This window comes from Streptomyces sp. NPDC058619 (genome assembly GCF_042717785.1).
Lineage (GTDB): Bacteria > Actinomycetota > Actinomycetes > Streptomycetales > Streptomycetaceae > Streptomyces.
The window spans coordinates 33,780-52,371 of sequence record NZ_JBHXQN010000046.1; the positions used below are offsets into that span (position 1 = coordinate 33,780).

The following is an 18,592-nucleotide window of genomic DNA, read 5'->3' on the forward strand; positions in this document are numbered from 1 at the left end:
CGCCACGCCGCCGGCGGCGGGCGGACCGGGTGAACTCCGCGGTGATGGTTTCGCCTGATCGGGGCAGGCACGGCGTATGACACATGCAACTGCCCGTCTGCTCCACCTCGTACGCCGGTACCGGGAGCCGGCCGTCGTCCAGGCCTTCCGCTCGACCGCCGCCGCGGTCGTCTCCTACGTCATCGCGCTGCGGCTCAGCAGCGAGCCGGCTCCGCTGACGGCGCCCCTGACCGCGCTGCTCGTCGTCCAGGTGACCCTGTACACGACGCTCACGACGGGCATCCGGCGCGTGAACTCGGTCGTCGCCGGCGTGCTGCTCGCGATCGGCTTCAGCGCCCTGGTCGGACTGACGTGGTGGAGCCTGGGCCTGATCATCCTGGCCTCGCTCGTCGTCGGCCGGGTCGTCAAGGCGGGCGAGTTCGTCCCGGAGGTGGCGATCAGCGCCATGCTGGTCCTCGGCGTGACGCGGGTCGCGGACACGGCCTGGGACCGGGTGCTGGAGACGCTGATCGGAGCCGCGGTCGGCCTCGCGTTCAACGTCCTGTTCGTCCCGCCGGTCTGGGTCGGTCCCGCCAGCGAGGCCATCACCGACCTGGCCGCGCGCATGCGCACCCTGTTGCTGCACATCGGCGACGAGTCGGGCGACACGACGACGGTCGAGAAGGCGGCCGCCCGCCTGCACGAGGCCCGCCGGCTCGACAACGACATCGCCGAGGTCGACGGCGCGCTGCGGCAGGCCGAGGACAGCCTGCGGCTCAATCCGCGCGTCCGCGAGGGGCTCATGTTCCGGCTGGTGCTGCGCACCGGGCTGGACACGCTGGAGATCTGCGCGGTGGTGCTGCGCGTGTCCTGCCGTACGCTCACCGACCTCGCCCGGTTCCGCGGCGACGAGCCGCTCTTCCCGCCGAAGGTGGCCTTCGCGCTCAACGACCTGTACCAGCACACGGCGGTCGCGGTGGAGTCCTTCGCCCAGCTCATCACGGCCCAGGTCAGCGCCAACGCGGAGGCGGCCGAGGCCCGGCTCTCCGAGGAACTGGCCACCGCCCGCCACAGCCGCGAGCGCCTCGCCGCCCTGCTGCCGCAGGAGATGGCACGCCACCCCGGGCAGTGGCAGCTGTACGGGGCCCTGCTCGCCGAGGCGGACCGCGTACTGGACGAGCTGAGCGTGGAGAAGCGCTCCGAGCGGCTGATGGAGGAACTGGACCGGCACGCGCGGGCGCGCCGCGAGCGCTATCCCCGCCTGCACCGCCTGACCCGACGCGCCCGCTCCCTCACCCGCTCCCGGTCCCGCTGAGGCCGGTGAGGCCCGCCCGCGGGCCTGCCGCGCGCCGGCTCAGGGCGCGTGGCCGGGCTCCACGTCCCGGACGTCGCCGTATTGGAGCGGGGCGGGGTGCGGGCTCCCGGCGGGACGGCCCTTGTCGGGCCGGCCCTCGGCTACGGGGGCCAGGAGGAAGCCCACGTGGTCGCCGCCCTCGATCTGTCCCTCGACGCGGCCGGTGAACCAGGTGTCGGCCTCCGCGAGGACCGGACTGCCCTCCGTCCCGGGCCGCCAGTCCGTCCCGGCGAACGTGTCGACGCGGTCTCCGGTCAGGCTCCCGAACCGCTCGGCCAGCGCCTTCTGGTCCTTGCGCAGCAGGTGGACGGTGAGGTGGGAGGCCCCGCGGGCGACGCGGTAGGTGTGGTTGGCGGTGGAGAGCCAGACCACGAACCGCGGCGGGTGGATCGAGCACTGCGAGGCGAAGCCCACCAGGCAGCCCGCCCGCCGGTCCCCGGCAGCGGCCGTGACCACGTACATCGCACCGTCGAGTTCTTCGGTGAAGGCGTCCAGATCCGGCACAGTGGCTCCTCGTGGTGCGTCCCGTACGGGGCGGGTGCCCCGCGTCCCCTCCGGTCAAGCGTGCGCCGGGGCGACCGGTCGACGGCGCTGCCCCGCCACACCGGCGACGGCGTCCGGTGCGGGGCCGTCCGCGGGACGCGGGGGCCGTCCGCGAAGCGCGGTCGCGTCGCCTTCCCCCGGCGATGGCGAATCCGACGGGCGCCCCGGGACAGAAGGAAGGACGTGGGGCCGCCGCGGCAGTCGACAAACCGCGCGGGCGGCGCCACCCCGGAGCAAGCCGAATCCGCCAGGAGTCCAGCCGTGTCAGCATCCGCGACACCGACATCGACATCGACGCCCGCTCGGCAGGGCGGAGCGAAGAGCTGGGCGGCCCTCGCCGCCTTCCTCGCCGTGACCTTCTGCGTCGCCGCCCTCGGCGCCCTGGCCTCCGCCGACGCGGGCGACGTCTACGGGGCGCTGCGACGGCCGGCGTGGGCACCGCCCGCCTGGCTGTTCGGCCCGGTGTGGACGGTCCTGTACGCCGCGATCGCCGTCGCGGGGTGGCTGGTCTGGCGCCACCCGGACCGTTCGCGCGCCCGGCGCGCCCTCGCCTGGTGGGGCGTACAGCTCGCCCTCAACCTGGCCTGGACGCCCTTGTTCTTCGGCGCCCGCCAGTACGGGCTCGCCCTGCTGGACATCGCCCTGCTGCTGTCGGCGGTCACCACCACGCTGGTCCTCTTCCGCCGGCTGAGCCGCACGGCGGCGCTCCTGTTCCTCCCCTACCTGCTGTGGGTGGCCTTCGCGGCCGCCCTCAACGCGGCCGTCTGGCAGCTCAACACGTAGGCGGGAGCGGGCAGGGCACCCGGGGCACGGGCGCGGACCGACCGGGGTCACGCTGTGGTGAGGGCCGCCGCGCCGAAGGAGACGTCGAAGCGGTCGCACCAGATCGTCACGCTGGTGTAGTCGGCCGGGTTCACGCCGGCCGGGATCGCGTAGTTCTGGTCGCCCTTGTTGCCCTTCAGCTTGCCGAGGCTCACGTGTGCGCCGTCGTCGAAGACGCGCCAGCCCGCGACGCCCTCCAGGACCGGGGCGTCGGTGAGCCACACCCGCAGGTCCGGCCCGTCGCTGGTGTCGAGGTTCTCCAGCCGCAGCGTGTGGGAGCCGTCGGGCAGCCGGATGAGGGCGGCCTTGCCCGTGGTGGCGTGCTCGTGGCTGGTGAACGTGCCGCCGGCCAGCGTGGTCGGCGGGGCGGCGGGACCGGTCGGGGAAGCGGCTCCGGGCGGGGCGGCGGCCGCCGGCGCGGTCGGCAGGGCGTCGCTGACGGTCGTGTCCTGCCACAGTTTCCAGGGCTGGAACCAGTACAGCCCCACCCCCGCCATCAGGGTCCCGGCGACCAGGCCGCCGGTGAACAGCCTGCCGCGCCGCTGCTTCGTCTCTGACACTGCCACTGGTGCTGCCTCCTCGAAGGGATCTTCAAAGGAATCCGTGAAGGGATCCGTTCCCCGTATTCAACGGGTCCGGGCCGCCGGGTACCAGGTCAGAGGTGGTGACGGAAACCTTACGGCGCCACTCGACGCGCCCGTCCCGTCCGGGCGTCTCAGCCGAGCGGCTCCCACGCGACGCCCGCCCAGGCGCTGTTCAGGACCTTCACCAGCGCGCCCGCGTCGCGCGCGAGGTCAACCCCGTCGACGCGTCCGACCGGCTGTGCGGCACAGTGCGAGTTGACCGCCGCCGCGGACAGCAGCAGCGGCAGGTCGGCCGTCCGCAGGACGCGCGTGGTCCACGGCACCCCGTCGCGCGTCAACGCCGCCCGCAGCAGCTGCATCGTGATCCCGGGCAGCACGGGGGCGTCGGGCCACACGACCTGTTCGCCGTCCCAGAACTCGGCGTTCCAGACCGAACCCTCCCGTACGGCGCCGTCCCTGCCGAGAAAGAGGACGTCGTCGTAGCCCGCCTTCCGCGCCGCCCGCGCCTGGTGGGTGAGTCCCATCGTCGCGACGTGCTTGAGGTGGGGCAGTTCCCGTTCGTAGACCGCGGTCCGCACCCACAGGGGTGGCCGCGGGGCGTCGGAGACCGGGTCGGAGACGGCGACCACGACGTCGGTACGGGCCGTCGAGCTCTCGTGCGGGACGACCGTGACGCGCACCGAGGCGTCGCCGTCCCCGGCGGCCGCGGCGACCGCCTGCCCGATCAGCGCCCGGATGCGCCCGGCGTCGGCCGCCTCGTCGAACAGCTCCCGGGACGCCTCCTCCATCCGCCGGAGGTGCAGTTCCAGGCCGCGCACGGCGCCCCCGCGCACCTGGAGGGACGTCCCCGCGGTGTATGCGGCCCAGGGCCCGGGGAGACCTTCACTCCCCGGGTCCTCGGTCTGTCCCGGCCCGCGCGAAAACCCCGTGCCGCGGGTGCACTTCGCTCTCTACACTCACCACACGCACCGCCGACAGGGCGGCGCGCGCCTCGAACCGAGTGAAGAAAAGGGGAGCCGGACCATGTGCACGCACCGCACCGCCGCCGCGTTCGCTCCCCCGTCCCGGTACGACGTGATCCCGGTGTCTCACGGGGCGCGGTGCCGGCCGCGCGGCCGGCACCGTACGCCCCTGACGCGCGCTTAGCGTCCGCTCCTCCCGCTCCCCGTCCCGTCCCGTCCGGACTCCGTCCCGGCGGCACGGTCACGCCGCGGCCCGCTGCCCGGTGCTCCCCTCCGCGGGGCACCGGCGCGCGCCGCGGACCGGCGGCGGCGGGCGTGGGGAGCGTCGTCGGGGAATCGCGCCGCCCTCTTCCCCATCGTTCGAAAGGCATCGGGCCATGCGCACCGACCGGCGACCGTTCGCCACCGCCTCCCCCGCCCACACCACCGTCCGCAACCTGGGCATCCTCGCCCACGTCGACGCCGGCAAGACCACGATCACCGAACGGATCCTGTTCGCGACCGGCGCCATCCACAAGCGGGGCGAGGTCCACAACGGCACGACCGTCACCGACTTCGACGCCCAGGAGCGCGACCGCGGCATCACCATCTCCGCCGCAGCCGTCAGCTGCACCTGGGGCGGACACCGCGTCAACCTGATCGACACTCCGGGGCACGTCGACTTCTCGGACGAGGTCGAGCGGTCCCTGCGGGTCCTCGACGGGGCGGTCGCGGTGTTCGACGCCGTCGCCGGAGTCGAGCCCCAGAGCGAGACGGTGTGGCGGCAGGCCGACCGGCACGGGGTCCCGCGGATCGCCTTCGTCAACAAGCTGGACCGGGCGGGCGCCGACCTCGACACGGCCGTCGCCTCGATCCGCGACCGGCTGGGCACGGTCCCGCTGGTGGTCCAGCTGCCCGTCGGGCGGGAGAACGGCTTCACCGGTGTCGTCGACCTGCTGGACATGCGCGCGCTGCTCTGGCGCGCGGGCTCCGACACGTACGAGGCGGGCCCGGTCCCCGAACCGCTGCGCGAGGAGGCGGGCCGGCGGCGCCGGCTCCTGGAGGAGACGGTGGCCGAGCTCCATCAGGACGCGCTGGAGGAGTTCTGCGCGACCTCGGCGCTGAGCGGCACGACCTTGGCCCGCGTCCTGCGGGAGCTGACGCTGCGCGGCGACGGCGTGGTCGTGCTGTGCGGCTCGGCGTACCGCAACCGGGGCATCGAACCGCTGCTCGACGCGGTCCTGGCGTACCTGCCGTCGCCCGCGGACATGCCGCCGGTACGGGGCGTGTCGGGCGGTGCGGAACAGGAGCGCGCGCCCGATCCGCAGGAGCCGTTCACGGCGCTCGCCTTCAAGGTGACGGCGACCGCGACCGGGCGGCTCACCTACCTGCGGGTGTACGCGGGCACCCTCCGCAAGGGCGCATCCGTACTGGACGCGGGTACGGGCCGTACGGAGCGGGTCGGCCGCATCCTGCGGGTCCAGGCCGACCGGCACGAGGAACGGGAGGAGGCGGTTGCCGGTGACATCGTCGCCGTGATCGGGCTGAAGGCGGCCCGGGCGGGCACGACCCTGTGCGCGCCGGGGGCGCCGCTGGTCCTCGAACCGCCGCCGGTGGCGGAACCGGTGGTCTCGGTCGCCGTCGAGGCCCGCAGCGGCGCCGACACCGGCCGGCTCGCGTCGGCGCTGGCGCGGCTCGTCGAGGAGGATCCGTCGCTGGCGGTGCGGTCCGACGCCGAGACGGGCCAGACCGTGCTGTCGGGGTTGGGCGAGCTGCACCTGGAGGTCGCGGTGGAGAAGATCCGCAGCGGCCACGGGGTCGAGGTCGTCGTGGGCCGGCCGCAGGTCTCCTACCGGGAGACCGTCGTGCGCGGGGTGTCGGGCCTGGTTTACCGGCACGTCAAACAGGACGGTGGCGCGGGCCAGTTCGCGCACGTCGTCATCGACGTCGAGCCCGCCGAGGAGGGCGGGGCGAGCGGGACTGCGGGCTTCACGTTCCGGTCGGTGGTCGGCGGGGGCCGCGTGCCGCAGGAGTACGCGCGTGCCGTCGAGGCCGGCTGCCGGGACGCCCTCGCCGAGGGCCCCCTCGGCGGGTACCCGGTGACGGGCCTGCGGGTCACGCTCACCGACGGGGCGGTCCACTCCAAGGACTCCTCGGAGCTCGCGTTCCGCGCCGCGGGCCGGTTCGCGCTGCGCGAGGCGCTGCGGGCGAGTGCGGTGGAGCTGCTCGAACCGGTCGTGGAGGTCACGGTGACCGTTCCCGAGGACGGTGTGGGAAGCGTCCTCGGGGACCTCGCGGCCCGCCGCGGGCGGGTCTCGGGGTCCACCGCGGAGTCGGCCACGGCGGTGATCACTGCGACCGTGCCGCTGGCCGAGCTGTTCGGGTACGCCTCGCGGCTGCGCGGCCGTACCCAGGGGCGGGGCACGTTCACCACCCGCCCGGCCGGCCTCGCGCCGGTCCCGGCCGCGGTCGCGGACGCGTTGCCGGCCCGGTAGCCGCGCGCCGGGGCGCCCGGGCTGCGGCGGCGCCGGGCCGAGGTGCCCGCCCGGGGCCGCCTCCTGGTACGCCGACGGCGCCCGCACCTTCCGGTGCGGGAGCCGTCGTCGAGCGGGGTGGGGCGGGGGCTCAGGCGCGGATGATGTTCTCCGCCTGGGGGCCCTTCTGGCCCTGCGTGATGTCGAACGACACCGTTTCGCCCTCGGTCAGTTCGCGGTATCCGTTGCCGGAGATGTTGGAGTAGTGGGCGAAGACGTCCGGTCCGCCCCCGTCCTGGGCGATGAAGCCGAAGCCCTTTTCGGAGTTGAACCACTTCACGGTGCCGCTGGCCATGCTCGTCCTTCTGTCCAATGCTGCGAGCGGCCCGGATCGGGGCCGCCCGGGTGCCCGTGGTCGGGCACCCGACACCTTCCTCCCCGTGCCGCCCGGCGTCTACACCTGCTCGCCGGAATTCGTCGCGGCCGCGATCACACCCCGGCCGGCGGACCACCCGCCGGGCACTGCGCGCGCCGCCCGCGGGCCGTCGGGGAGAAGATGGGAGGGGGCCGCCGCGGAGACAGGAGTGATCATGTTCCGGGACACGAAGGCATTCAGCGGGTTCTCGGTGGACGACGTAGGTAAGGCCGAGGAGTTCTACGGCGGAACGCTCGGTCTGCGGGTCACGCGGGAGCACGACATGCTCTTCCTGCACCTCGGGGGCGGCGGCTCCGTGCTGCTGTACCCCAAGGACGACCACCGGCCCGCGGACTTCACCGTGCTGAACTTCCCGGTGGACGACATCGAGGAGAGGGTCGACGCCCTCGCGGCCCTCGGGGTGGCCTTCGAGCGCTATCCGGGCTTCGACCAGGACGCCAAGGGCATCGCCCGCGGGGAGGGCGGCGCCATGCCGTCGATCGCCTGGTTCAAGGACCCGGCCGGAAACGTCCTGTCCCTGGTCGACGAGTAGGGGGCGCCCCGGGCAAGGCCGGCACGCGCTCCGGCAGCCGTACGTGCACCCATCGGGCTGTGTCCCGGGCGGGGGTTTGCCGCGGGAGCGCACCGGCACGGGATGATGGGCGCATGAGCGAGTACCGATCCACCCTCGACAGCACCGGCCCGGCGTCCCTCCCGCGCGAGCCGCGCACGCCCGCGTACCGGCACAAACTCCGCTACGAGAACCACGACACGGCGCTCGACTCGCAGGAAACCCCCGCACAGCAGTGGACCGGGCGGGTACCCACCGGCAAGACCACGGTGACGTGCCTGTGCGGCCTGGACACGGGTGCGGTTCCGAGCGACGAGGCGCACCTCGTGTACGAGGAGCACCGCAACCTGATCCGCGACGAGATCGCCACCGCCCCGCGTTCCTGAACAGGTCCGCGCGCGGGGCGGATCACGGCGGGGTCGGATCACGGCGGGGTCGCCGCACGGAACGCGGCGGGGACCCGGCCGCGCGCGGCAACGGGAACGCGGCCGGGCGCGGCACGGCGACTCGCCGGGCACCGGCCCTGGCCGATCGGGTGACGTCCGGGCGCGGTCGAACGCCTGTCGCGGCGAGCGTGGCTAGCGTGGACGAGCGCATCTCGTCCCCGTCCCCGAGCCCCCGCGGAGCAGGTCCATGACCACCACCCCCCTCACCTCACTGACCGGGAACTACGCCCTCGACCCCGCGCACAGCCAGATCGGCTTCGTGGCTCGGCACGCCATGGTCACCAAGGTGCGCGGCGCGTTCAACGAGTTCGAGGGAAGCGGCTACTTCGACGGCGAGGACCCCTCCAAGTCCTCCGCCTCGATCACGATCAAATCCGCGAGCATCGACACCCGCAACGAGCAGCGCGACGGGCACCTGCGCACCAACGACTTCCTGGACGCACCGGCCTTCCCCGAGATCACCTTCGTGTCCACCGGTGTGCAGCGGCTCGGGGACACCGCCTACCGGCTGACCGGCGACCTCACCATCAAGGACGTCACCCGCCCCCTCGGCATCGACTTCGAGTTCCAGGGCAGCGCCACGGACCCGTACGGGAACCTGCGCGTCGGCTTCGAGGGCTCGGCGGCGATCAGCCGCAAGGACTACGGCATCACCTGGAACGCCGCCCTGGAGGGCGGTGGCGTCCTGGTCGGGGACAAGGTGGTCCTGGAGTTCGAGGTGTCCGCGATCCGGCAGCCCTGACCACCGGCAGAGCCCTGGCAAGTCGCCGCCGCCGGTCCGGCAGAGCGGCGGTCCGGCGGGGGTCCCCTACCGGGGCCGCCGCGCCGCACGTCGGCGTCGCGGCCGTGGTGGAACCGCCCCGCACCGGCCTCGATGTGGAACCGGGCGCTTCGCGCAGGGCGCGGCGTCCCCGCTCCTGCCCGCAGTACTCCCGGAGGCGCCCTGCGCCCCGCACCCGTGCGTGCCACCGGCCGCAACGATGGCAGAGAGCCCGCCCCGGACGTGCGCCGCTGAGCGGATCGCGCGCAGCCCGTCGAGCCGTCCCCCCGCGTGACGGGCGAGGACGAGGACCGTGAGCTCCGCTACGCGCCGGTCCCCCGTCGGCAGTGGGGCCGGCCGCATGTCCGTGCGCCGCGGGCCCAGTTGCTCCGGGCCGTCGCTGCGGGGGCGCACCGCGAGCCCGCGCACGCGCACCCCGTGGCCCGGTTGGGGTTGGTGCTCGTGGTGCCGGAACAGGGCGGCGGCGCCCGCGTGGTGGTCGGATGCGGCGGCCCGCCCGTTGCCCCTGCGCGTCGCACGGGCAGCGGACTCAACGCCCCCTCAACTCAAGCCCGTTCGACGGCCGGCGCCGGTCCGGGTCACGCACCGCCGCCAGGGCGCCACCAGGGCCCGACTCCGCGGCTCCCTCACCCCTCCGACGGGACCCCCAGTGGGGCGGCACCTTCCCGTGGCCCGACACGCCGACGCCAACGCGTGTCGTTTTTACATATATTCGCAGATCTGTTACAGAATCGATACAATCCAAACCATGTCCGGAAAGGAATTCGGGACGCCATCGGAGAAAACTGTCGGCCGTTGAACGCCAGGAATCACGTCACTGAAAGCAGGGCCTTCAGGTATCCGATCGACCGCTATCTGCATCCGAACGCGGAGGTACTGCGATGTCCGTCCCCAGGGCCGACTCCCGTAAGACTCGACAGGGTTACCCACTTGCTCGCCGCGCCGCCAGATTTCGAATCCCTCGCGTCTTTCCCATCCTCGTCGCCCTGACCGCCGGCATACTGACCGGCCCCGCCTCGCCCGCCCATGCGGCCCCTGGGTACGGCGCCAGAGCCGTTGCCGTCGCGGCATCCAAAGAGGGAGCCCCGTACGCCCGCGGGGCGACGGGACCCAAACGCTTCGACTGTTCCGGCCTGATGCTCTATTCCTTCAGGAAGGCGGGCAGAAAGCTGCCCCGCACCGCGGAACAGCAGTACGAGCAGACCTCCCACGTCTCCCGCAGCAACCGCGCACTGGGGGATCTGGTGTTCTTCCCCAAGGGCTCGACCGTTGGACACGTCGGCATCTACGCCGGCCACGACAAGATCTGGCACGCCCCCCGCCCGGGCAGCCGCGTACGGCTGGAGCGAATCTGGAGCGGGAACGTCCGCTACGGCCGCGCCGGTTGACCACGCAGACCCCCATCAGCACGCCGACGGGGGCCCGCACCGTGGTGCGGGCCCCCGGAGACCGGGCGTTGGAGCATCAGGCGGAAGGGCCGCCGTACGGGGCGCCGTTGCCGTAGTGGAGACCGAGCCGCTCGTGGTACTCGGCGTTCTCCAGGTGCTTGTTCCGGTGGAACTCCGGAGCGGCCTTGATCTCGTCCTTCGTACGGTCGACGTAGATCTTCTTCTCGTCCACGTCGACCTTCGTGATGGCGCCCGCCGGAAGCAGGACCTCCTTGCCGAAGATCCACACACCGGTGTCGACCACCAGGTAGGACGAACCGACTTCATCGGAGTGCTTGTCGACCTTGCCGATGACTCCCTCGGTCGCCTCGACCTTGAATCCGGTCAGATCGGTACCCCGGAGATGACCCGAAGTCTGTCGATAGGCCCACACGTTGTTCGTCACGAAAAGACAACTCCTTCATATCGAACGGTCGATGGCCGAACGGATCGGCCGCGAAAAGCCGCGACGGCTACCAGCGGTACCAGCGGCCGCTACTGCCCTTGGGGCGGGCGACAAAGCCGACGAGCCATACGACCAGCACGATGATCGCAATCCACCACAATGCCTTCAGGGCGAAACCGGCACCGAACAGGATCAGGGCGAGCAGAAGAACAAGAAGCAGGGGAACCATTGTTATCAACCTCCAGAGCCTCTGCTGCCCCGCCCTTCCGCGTTTACACAGAACCCTCCGACTCTCCGGCGGGTCATGCGGGACCAGCCCTCAGGGGAAGGATCGAATCGGCGTAGCGAGGAGGGCCGTCCTGGACGTGCCGTAGTGGAACATCTCCGCCGGGATCGCCACGGCCGGGTCGCTGGCGATGTTCTGGACTCGGCCGCCGCGACGCGGCCGCAAGAGGGGAACGCCCCCCGTCGCACCTCCCGTTTCCCACCGTTTCCCACCATGGGCGGCCTGATTCATTTCACCGGCCCCCGGCGTCTGCCGGACCGGGCAGGGGGTAGACGGCTGGCATGTCTCCTCTCGCACGCCCCTCGTCCGGGTCCGGAATCTGAGCGCCCGGTGTTCCCACCGTCCTCTCCGCCCCCGTCCCCGCAGTCGTCACCGCGCCCGCCCGCGCGCCGGCGCGCGCGCATCGGCGCCGTGCTGCGGGGCACCGTCGTGCGCGGCTGGCACGACAACCTCTCCGACTGCGCGGCGGCCCTGACCTACTACTCGGTGCTGGCCCTCCTGCCGGCGCTGCTGGTGGCCGTCTCCCTGTTCGGCCTGGCCGGTACGCCGACCCGCGAGCGGCTCATGACCGACCTCACCTCGTACCTGCCGCCGCAGTCCGCCCAGGTGCTCCAGGAGGCGCTGGCCGGCCTGGTCAGTTCGCAGAGCTCCACCTGGGCCCTGCTGATCAGCGGCCTGCTCAGTGCGCTGTGGTCCGCGTCCAGCTACCTCGCGGTCTTCCGCCGGGCCCTGCACACCATGCACCGCGTGCCCGACGCTCGGCCGCCGCTGCGCACCGCGCACACCATCGTGCTGACCGCCCTGACCCTGCTGGCCCTGCTCCTCGCGGGGGCCGCGCTCCTGCTGCTGTCGGCGCCCGCGGTGCGCAGGCTCTCGCAGCTCCTGGGCCACGACACCAGCGGGGCCTGGGCCGTGGCCCGCTGGCCGGCGCTGCTGCTCGTCGTGACGGCGCTCGTCCTCGTGCTGTTCCGCACGGGACCCCGGCTGAGCCCCGGCCGCACCCGGCGGGGGCTGCCCGGGGGCGTGCTGGCCGCGGTGCTGTGGCTCACCGCGTCGTTCCTGTTCACGCTGTACAGCCAGAGCGGGCTCGGCACCTACAGCAGGGTGTACGGGTCGCTGGCCGGGATCGTGGTCTTCCTGATCTGGCTGTGGCTCGGGAACCTGTCGCTGCTCATCGGCGCGCAGTTCAACGCCGAACTCCAGCGCCGGTCCCCCGCGGCCGCCGCACCGGAGCCGGAGCCCCTGCCCGCCGCCCCCGCGCGCTCCGCCGGCCCCCGGTGGTCCTGGGCCCGGGCGGCGCGGACGCGCGGTACGAAGGCCCGGGCGGCGCGGGGCCTGCGGCCCTGACCCCCGCGGGGGCGGGTCCGGCCGGGCCCTGGGACCGCGCCGGTCACCGCCCCGAGCGGGGAGGCAGCACCATGGCGCGCCCCTCGTCGACCGAGGGGGCGGCGGCGAACACCCGGTCGGCCCCGGTCAGTCTGAGCAGCTGCGCGAGGTGCGAGGGCTGGGAACCCGCCAGCACGACGTCCCGCGCCAGCGTCGCCTGGAGCAGGATCGTCAAGGTGATCGAGTCGGCGAACGACACCCGGGTGACGTCGACGACGAAGCGCCGGACGCCTTCGGCCTGCGGATCCAGGGCCAGGCGCAGCGGACCGGCGTTGTCGAGGTCGAACTCGCCCGCCATCACCACGACGCGTACCCCGTCCTGCTGATCCAGCACTTCGACATGGCAGCGCTCGGCAGTCACCCTGGACTCCCCTCTTCTTCGTTCAGTGCGGCGATGGACTACCCATGGCCTGCACCAACCATGCACGTTGGCTTCCGGGCGCCGGTGGGCGGCCCCCGGTTCGACGGACCCGGCCACGTGCCCTCAGCGCAGGGGCATGAGCACCTCTATGCGCTTGCCGCCGCCGGGCAGCGGGGTGATCGCGACGTCCTTGGCCAGCCGGCAGATCAGGGGCCAGCCGAACCCGCCCGGGCCGGTGTACCCCTCCTCCCGGAGGAGGGCCACCGGCATCCGCGGGCTGGCGTCGGCGACCGTGAGCACGAGTCCGTCCGCCTCCATCCTGACGCCGAACCCGGTGAGGCCCCCGCCGTGCCGGATGGCGTTGGTCGCGAGTTCCGACGTCACCAGCAGGATGTCGGTGAGGCCCTCGTCCGTCCCGGCCCGCTCCGGGGGGATGCTCTCGACCAGCTCCCGGACCCGGGCGCGCGCCTGGGCCACCGTGGCCGGCAGCTCCTGTGCGAGCTCCGGGTGCTGCCGTCCTTCGTACTCCATCGACTCCGCCGTTCCGCCTTCTGCGCCGCGGCCCCCGCGACCCGGCTCGCCGCCCGAACCGCGGCCGCTGACAGGGCCCTTCCCCGTATACCGGGACCGCACCCGTCACACCAGCTGGATTCCGATCAAGCAGGTGTCGTCATCGGTGTCGGACTTGCTGTGGGTGAGGAGCCGGTCGAGGCGCCGTTCCAGGTCGCGCGGGGCGTCCCTGGTGCGGAGGAGGAACTCCCCCACCGCCTCGTTGACCGACAGGTCCCTGCGTTCCACCAGTCCGTCCGTGAACATGAGAAGGGTATCGTCCCCCTCCAGCCGGATCTCCTGCTCGGTGTAGGTGACGTCGTCGAGCACACCGAGCAGCAGGCCGTCGGAGAGCGGCAGCGACTCGACGCTCTCGCCGCGGATCAGGACGGGCGGCAGGTGCCCGGCCCGCGCCCAGCGCAGGATCCCGGTCTCGGGGTTGTAGAGGCCGCAGACGGCGGTGGCCGTCACCTGGTCGGTGAGGCGGTGGGCGACCCGGTTGAGCCAGGACAGCAGCTGCCCGGGGCCGGCGCCGGTCACGGCCAGTCCGCGCAGTGCGTTGCGCAGGACGACCATCCCCGTCGCCGCGCCGATGCCGTGCCCGGCGACGTCGCCGACGCACAGCATGACCTCCTTGGAGGGCAGCAGGACCGTGTCGTACCAGTCGCCGCCGACGAGCGCCTCGGACTCCGCCGGCCGGTACCGTACGGCGATCCGCATGCCCGGCACCTCCAACGGCGCCGGGGCCGGCGGCATGATGGCCTGCTGGAGCTGGAGGGTCAGCCGGACCCGGTCGGCCGACTCGGCCTCCGTGTGCGCGAGCTGGTCGCGGGTCGCGGCCAGCGCGACCTCGGTCCAGTGCTGGGCGGAAATGTCCTGGTAGGCGCCCCGGACGGCGACCAGACCGCCCTGGGCGTCGAGGACGGGTTCGGCGACCACGCGGATGTGCCGGGTGATCCCGTCGGGCCGCTGGAGGCGGAAGTCGACGGACGCGTCGCGCCGGTGGTGCAGCACGGTGCGCAGGAAGCGCCGGATGTCGACCCCGTCGTCGGGGTGGGCGTGGTCGGGCAGTTCCTCCATCGGGACGGGCCGGGCCGTGGCGGCCCGTCCGTAGATGTCGAACAGCTGGCTGTTCCAGGTGACCTTCCCTGCGGTGAGGTTCTCCTCGAACCCGCCGACCCGGCCGAGCCGCTGGGCGTGCTGGAGCAGGCTCGCCAGCCGCGCCGTCTCGTCCTCGGTCCGCCACAGCAGCAGGAGGGCGGCGGCGTGGCGGCTGATGCTGACCTCGGCGACCGCCGGGAGGGCCACCTGGCCCACCAGGGCCGTCAGGGTGGTCCGCTGGTTGCGCAGCGGCTCGCCGGTCGCGTGGACCCGCTTTGCCTTCTCGTACAGTCCGTTGTCCTCGGCGGCCGTGGGGTACGCCTCCAGCAGCAGGGAGCCGCTGATGGCGCCGCGGGGCCGGCCGACGGGGTCGACGAACCGCTCGTTGACGTGGTGGATGCGGAAGTCGGTCAGGTTTCCCTGCTCGTCCAGGACGGGCGTGAGGACGAGGGCCGGGTCGTGGAGGTTGTCGGCGAGGTCGGTGAGCTCCTCCAGCTCCGGCCAGGCGGCCGGACCGCCGTGCGCGCGCTCGGGCGCAGGCAGGTCGTGCAGGGTGTGGGAGCACAGCTCGGCGAGGGCTTCCAGCTGGCGCAGGACCTGCGGCGGCTGCGGGGCCAGCGGTTCGGGCCAGCAGACCTCCAGCACACCGTGGACCCGCCCCCCGGAGCCGGACGGCAGGGCGATCCGGCCGCCCTCGGGCCAGGTGTGCCGGCCCAGCGACGGGGCGTCCCGGTCGGCGGGGTGGCGCGAGGTTACGGGGCCGCGCTCGGTGAGGGCCAGCCGGGCGAAGGTGCCGACCTCCGGGGGGACGTAGCGCCAGCGGGCCGCCTCCGCCTCGGGGAAGCCGGCGTGCCCGGCGAGGACGAGTGACCCGTCGGTTCCGGCGGTCCACACGGCGACGGCCACCGCGCCCAGCGGGTCCAGGGCGTTCTCCAGCAGGGACCGCGCGACGGCCTGGGTGTCGCTCGCGGCCAGGACGCCGCTCTCGGCGGTGCGCAGCCGCACGGAGAGCGGGAGCGCCGCCGGGTCCGCAGACGGGGGCTCCTTCGTACGCTCGGCGAAGTCGGCGGCGAGTTCGCTGACCCGGTCCCGGGCGGCCTGGTTGACGATGTCGGCGGCCAGTTCCAGCCGGGACACGGCCGCCTGGGCGGCGAGGCGGTCCAGCTGCTCCGCCGCGTGGGCAGGGCCGCAGCGCAGCCGTTCGACGAGGATGCCCTTGGCCAGCTCGACCAGGGCCCGCCCGTCGGCGGCGGCGTCGGCCTCCCGCACCTCGCGGCGCAGCCGCTCCACCGTGGCCACCAGCCGGCCGACGGCCGAGTCGGGCGGGGCCGCCGGTGCGGGGTGCGGGCCGGGCGGGAGCACGGGCACGACGACCTGTCCGGACGTGCCGGTCCGGGTGTGCGCGGGCTGGGCCGCCTCGGGTTCCTGTGACGGGCTGTACGGGGTGCTCACCCTGTCCCCTTCTCGTTGCTGCGGTGTGCCGGCTGCGGTCTGCCCCGGCGCGGGACCGGCCCGGGGGCCGGCCTGCCTCCGGTCACGGGGTCAGCCAGCGGCGCACCCGGTCGATGAGGTCGACCGCGTCCACCGGCTTGGTGACGTAGTCGCTGGCGCCCGACGCGAGGCTCTTCTCCCGGTCTCCCGGCATCGCCTTGGCGGTGACCGCGATGATCGGGAGGTCCGCGTGGCCGGGCATCCGGCGGATCTCCGCGGTGGCCGTGTACCCGTCCATCTCCGGCATCATCACGTCCATCAGGATGAGATCGACGTGCGGGTGCCGGACCAGTGCCTCGATGCCGCGGCGGCCGTCCACGGCGTGGAGCACGTCGATGCCGTGGAGCTCCAGGATCCCGCTGATGGCGTAGAGGTTGCGGGCGTCGTCATCGACCACGAGGACCGTACGGCCGGCCAGCACGGCGTCGGCGCCCCGGAGCGCCTGCCCGCCGGGGTCTGCCGGGCTCGCCGGATCGCCGGGGCCCGCCGGATCACCCGGTTCGCCCCGCCCGTCGGTCCGCGTGGTCCGAGGGGTGTCCCCCGACTGCTCGTAGGAAAGGTGGAAGGCCATCCGCTCGCGCAGTTCGTCGAGGCCGGCCACCAGCTCCAGCGGCTGCCTCCCGGCGGGCCGGTGCGGCATCGCCTCCGCCGCGGAGCCGGGCCGCCGGCTGTGGTGCGCCAGTACGGGGAGGGCGGCGAGCCCCGCGTCGCCCTCCAGGGCTGCCAGGAAGCCCGCCACCTCCTCCTCGGGCATCCCGAGGTCGAGCACGACGCAGTGGAACGGCTCCACGGCCAGGGCCGCGGCGGCGTCCCGGGCGCTGACCGCGGTCACGACGTCGACTCTGTTGCCGCCGCCGTCCGCCCGGACGGTGGCCAGGTCGGCCGCCGCGCTCTCGGCGACGAGCGACAGGAGCCCCCTCGCGCGCTCCTCGATCACCAACAGGCGGCGTGGACGGGGAATCGAAGCCGGGGGCCCGCCGTCACCGCCGGGCGCGGCGTCCGGGGTACGGGACGACGGCTCGGGATCGGCGGCGGCGCGAATCCCGATGGCGGTGGCTCCGGCCGGGGCTCCGACCACCGGGGTTCCGTCGGCCCGTGCTCCGGCCGCTGCGGTTCCGGCCGCCGGGGCCGACCCGTCCTCGTAGTCCGGCCGCGCGACGGGCAGGTACAGAGTGAAGGTGGAGCCGGTGCCCACGGTGCTCTGCGCCGTGATCGCACCGCCGAGGAGGTGCGCGATCTCCCTGCTGATCGAGAGGCCGAGGCCCGTGCCGCCGTACTTGCGGCTCGTGGTGCCGTCCGACTGCTGGAAGGCGCCGAAGATGACGTCGAGCTGCTGCTCGACGATGCCGATGCCGGTGTCCCCGACGCGGAAGCCGACCACCGGTCCGCACGCCCTCAGTTCCGCCGGGCGTTCGGCGGGTTCGACCATCTCGATGCGCAGCTCCACGCGGCCCCGTTCGGTGAATTTGACGGCGTTGGACAGCAGGTTGCGCAGGACCTGGCGCAGCCGGGTGTCGTCCGTGACCAGCCGGGTGGGGACGCCGGGGGCAGTGGTGATCGTGAAGTCGAGGTTCTTCTGCGTGGTCATGGGGCGGAAGGTGGCCTCGACGTAGTCGAGCAGCTGCCGCATGGCCACCTGCTCCGGGTGGACGTCCATCTTCCCGGCCTCCACCTTCGACAGGTCGAGGATGTCGTTGATGAGCTGGAGGAGGTCGGAGCCGGCGGAGTGGATGATGCCCGCGTACTCCACCTGCTTGGGGGTGAGGTTGCGGCTCGGGTTCTGCGAGAGGAGCTGGGCCAGGATGAGGAGGCTGTTGAGCGGGGTGCGCAGCTCGTGGCTCATGTTGGCGAGGAATTCGGACTTGTAGCGCGAGGCGAGCGACAACTGTCTTGCCCGGTCCTCCAGTTCCTGGCGCGCCTGCTCGATCTCCAGGTTCTTCGTCTCGATGTCGCGGTTCTGCGCGGCGAGGAGGGCGGCCTTCTCCTCCAGCTCGGTGTTGGAGTGCTGGAGCTCCTCCTGCTGGGACTGGAGCTCCGCGGAGCGGGCCTGGAGTTCCGCGGTGAGCCGCTGGGACTCGTCGAGGAGTTCGTCGGTCCGGGCGTTGGCGACGATGGTGTTGACGTTGACGCCGACGGTCTCCATCAGCTGGTCGAGGAAGTCCCGGTGCACAGGGGTGAACGCGGTGAAGGAGGCCAGTTCGATGACCCCGAGGACCTGGCCCTCGACGACGACGGGCAGGACGATGAGGCTGCCGGGCGCGGTCTGGCCGAGGCCGGAGGAGATCAGGTACCCGGGCGGTACGTCGTCGGTGGAGATGGTGCGGCGGCTGCGAGCCGCCTGCCCGACGAGCGATTCGCCGAGGCCGAACCGCCGCAGTGCGCCGGCGGGGGCCCCGTACGAGCCGACCGGGGTCAGGGCGAAGCCGCCCGGGCCCTCCTCCGCGAGGTAGAAGGCCCCGTACTGGGCGCGGACGAGAGGCGTGAGCTCGTCCATGACGAGTTCGGCGACGACGGCGAGGTCGCGGTGGCCCTGCATCAGGCCGGAGATCTGCGCCAGGTTGGACTTCAGCCAGTCCTGCTCCTGGTTGGCCCGGGTCGTCTCGCGCAGCGAGCCGACCATCGAGTTGATGTTGTCCTTGAGCTCGGCGACCTCACCGGAGGCGTCCACCGTGATC

At 73.2% G+C, this 18,592-nt stretch carries 18 protein-coding genes; 8 read left to right on the forward strand and 10 right to left on the reverse strand.

All coding sequences use genetic code 11. The annotated features are described in order from the left end of the window. Nucleotides 1-76 precede the first annotated feature (76 nt). Nucleotides 77-1,294, forward strand: a complete 1,218-nt coding sequence (locus ACFWTC_RS30210; RefSeq protein ID WP_383932140.1) for an aromatic acid exporter family protein — start codon at nucleotides 77-79, stop codon at nucleotides 1,292-1,294. Between the two features lie 39 nt (nucleotides 1,295-1,333). On the opposite strand, the gene ACFWTC_RS30215 is transcribed toward ACFWTC_RS30210, so the two are convergent. Next, nucleotides 1,334-1,837 carry a flavin reductase family protein gene (locus ACFWTC_RS30215; protein ID WP_383932139.1) on the reverse strand — a complete coding sequence of 168 codons (504 nt, stop codon included), beginning with the start codon at nucleotides 1,835-1,837 and terminating at the stop codon, nucleotides 1,334-1,336. Between the two features lie 300 nt (nucleotides 1,838-2,137). Between ACFWTC_RS30215 and ACFWTC_RS30220 the strand changes: the two genes are divergently transcribed. After that, the gene (locus ACFWTC_RS30220; protein WP_383932137.1) at nucleotides 2,138-2,659 is read left to right on the forward strand and encodes a TspO/MBR family protein; all 522 of its coding nucleotides are present in this window, start codon (nucleotides 2,138-2,140) and stop codon (nucleotides 2,657-2,659) included. Nucleotides 2,660-2,706: 47 nt separating this feature from the next. Here the strand turns inward: ACFWTC_RS30220 and ACFWTC_RS30225 are convergent, their stop codons facing one another. Then, entirely contained in the window at nucleotides 2,707-3,258 is a 552-nt protein-coding gene (locus ACFWTC_RS30225; RefSeq protein ID WP_383932155.1) for a DM13 domain-containing protein, read from the reverse strand. Nucleotides 3,259-3,413: 155 nt separating this feature from the next. Next, nucleotides 3,414-4,115: an aminotransferase class IV gene (locus ACFWTC_RS30230; RefSeq protein WP_384029276.1), complete on the reverse strand. Its 702-nt coding sequence runs from the start codon at nucleotides 4,113-4,115 to the stop codon at nucleotides 3,414-3,416. Between the two features lie 506 nt (nucleotides 4,116-4,621). On the opposite strand from ACFWTC_RS30230, the gene fusA reads away from it, so the two are divergent. After that, nucleotides 4,622-6,718 (forward strand): elongation factor G, encoded by a 2,097-nt coding sequence (fusA, locus tag ACFWTC_RS30235; protein WP_383932133.1) that lies wholly within the window; start codon nucleotides 4,622-4,624, stop codon nucleotides 6,716-6,718. 130 nt (nucleotides 6,719-6,848) lie between these two features. Here the strand turns inward: fusA and ACFWTC_RS30240 are convergent, their stop codons facing one another. Further along, nucleotides 6,849-7,052: a cold-shock protein gene (locus ACFWTC_RS30240; protein ID WP_267719484.1), complete on the reverse strand. Its 204-nt coding sequence runs from the start codon at nucleotides 7,050-7,052 to the stop codon at nucleotides 6,849-6,851. Nucleotides 7,053-7,287: 235 nt separating this feature from the next. Between ACFWTC_RS30240 and ACFWTC_RS30245 the strand changes: the two genes are divergently transcribed. From ACFWTC_RS30245 to ACFWTC_RS30260, 4 genes are all read left to right on the forward strand, one after another. Beyond that, a complete protein-coding gene (locus tag ACFWTC_RS30245) occupies nucleotides 7,288-7,665 on the forward strand; it encodes a VOC family protein (protein WP_383932705.1) in 378 nt (125 codons plus the stop codon). 113 nt (nucleotides 7,666-7,778) lie between these two features. Next, on the forward strand, nucleotides 7,779-8,069 hold the full coding sequence (locus ACFWTC_RS30250; protein WP_384029274.1) for a hypothetical protein: 291 nt from the start codon (nucleotides 7,779-7,781) through the stop codon (nucleotides 8,067-8,069). 247 nt (nucleotides 8,070-8,316) lie between these two features. After that, nucleotides 8,317-8,871 carry a YceI family protein gene (locus ACFWTC_RS30255; protein WP_383932701.1) on the forward strand — a complete coding sequence of 185 codons (555 nt, stop codon included), beginning with the start codon at nucleotides 8,317-8,319 and terminating at the stop codon, nucleotides 8,869-8,871. Nucleotides 8,872-9,791: 920 nt separating this feature from the next. Next, on the forward strand, nucleotides 9,792-10,298 hold the full coding sequence (locus ACFWTC_RS30260; RefSeq protein WP_383932699.1) for a C40 family peptidase: 507 nt from the start codon (nucleotides 9,792-9,794) through the stop codon (nucleotides 10,296-10,298). Between the two features lie 76 nt (nucleotides 10,299-10,374). On the opposite strand, the gene ACFWTC_RS30265 is transcribed toward ACFWTC_RS30260, so the two are convergent. Further along, a complete protein-coding gene (locus ACFWTC_RS30265; RefSeq protein WP_383932698.1) occupies nucleotides 10,375-10,743 on the reverse strand; it encodes a PRC-barrel domain-containing protein in 369 nt (122 codons plus the stop codon). Nucleotides 10,744-10,810: 67 nt separating this feature from the next. Next, nucleotides 10,811-10,972, reverse strand: coding sequence for a hydrophobic protein (locus ACFWTC_RS30270; protein ID WP_383932696.1), 162 nt, complete (start codon nucleotides 10,970-10,972; stop codon nucleotides 10,811-10,813). A gap of 468 nt (nucleotides 10,973-11,440) precedes the next feature. Here ACFWTC_RS30270 and ACFWTC_RS30275 point away from each other — a divergent pair, with 468 nt between their 5' ends. Continuing rightward, complete coding sequence (locus ACFWTC_RS30275) at nucleotides 11,441-12,376, forward strand: YihY/virulence factor BrkB family protein (RefSeq protein ID WP_384029272.1); 936 nt, start codon at nucleotides 11,441-11,443, stop codon at nucleotides 12,374-12,376. 43 nt (nucleotides 12,377-12,419) lie between these two features. Here the strand turns inward: ACFWTC_RS30275 and ACFWTC_RS30280 are convergent, their stop codons facing one another. From ACFWTC_RS30280 to ACFWTC_RS30295, 4 genes are all read right to left on the reverse strand, one after another. Then, a complete protein-coding gene (locus ACFWTC_RS30280; RefSeq protein ID WP_384029270.1) occupies nucleotides 12,420-12,749 on the reverse strand; it encodes an STAS domain-containing protein in 330 nt (109 codons plus the stop codon). Between the two features lie 150 nt (nucleotides 12,750-12,899). After that, nucleotides 12,900-13,307, reverse strand: a complete 408-nt coding sequence (locus tag ACFWTC_RS30285; RefSeq protein WP_383932691.1) for an ATP-binding protein — start codon at nucleotides 13,305-13,307, stop codon at nucleotides 12,900-12,902. 105 nt (nucleotides 13,308-13,412) lie between these two features. After that, complete coding sequence (locus ACFWTC_RS30290) at nucleotides 13,413-15,878, reverse strand: SpoIIE family protein phosphatase (protein WP_383932689.1); 2,466 nt, start codon at nucleotides 15,876-15,878, stop codon at nucleotides 13,413-13,415. A gap of 82 nt (nucleotides 15,879-15,960) precedes the next feature. After that, a partial coding sequence (locus ACFWTC_RS30295; protein ID WP_383932687.1) for a response regulator occupies nucleotides 15,961-18,592 on the reverse strand: 2,632 nt, incomplete at its 5' end.

Coding starts and splice junctions, on each gene's coding strand:
- ACFWTC_RS30260 (WP_383932699.1), top strand. CDS start 9,792: ATGTCCGTCCCCAGGGCCGACTCCCGTAAGACTCGACAGGGTTACCCA.
- ACFWTC_RS30255 (WP_383932701.1), top strand. CDS start 8,317: ATGACCACCACCCCCCTCACCTCACTGACCGGGAACTACGCCCTCGAC.
- ACFWTC_RS30250 (WP_384029274.1), top strand. CDS start 7,779: ATGAGCGAGTACCGATCCACCCTCGACAGCACCGGCCCGGCGTCCCTC.
- ACFWTC_RS30245 (WP_383932705.1), top strand. CDS start 7,288: ATGTTCCGGGACACGAAGGCATTCAGCGGGTTCTCGGTGGACGACGTA.
- ACFWTC_RS30240 (WP_267719484.1), bottom strand. CDS start 7,052: ATGGCCAGCGGCACCGTGAAGTGGTTCAACTCCGAAAAGGGCTTCGGC.
- ACFWTC_RS30285 (WP_383932691.1), bottom strand. CDS start 13,307: ATGGAGTACGAAGGACGGCAGCACCCGGAGCTCGCACAGGAGCTGCCG.
- fusA (WP_383932133.1), top strand. CDS start 4,622: ATGCGCACCGACCGGCGACCGTTCGCCACCGCCTCCCCCGCCCACACC.
- ACFWTC_RS30270 (WP_383932696.1), bottom strand. CDS start 10,972: ATGGTTCCCCTGCTTCTTGTTCTTCTGCTCGCCCTGATCCTGTTCGGT.
- ACFWTC_RS30210 (WP_383932140.1), top strand. CDS start 77: ATGACACATGCAACTGCCCGTCTGCTCCACCTCGTACGCCGGTACCGG.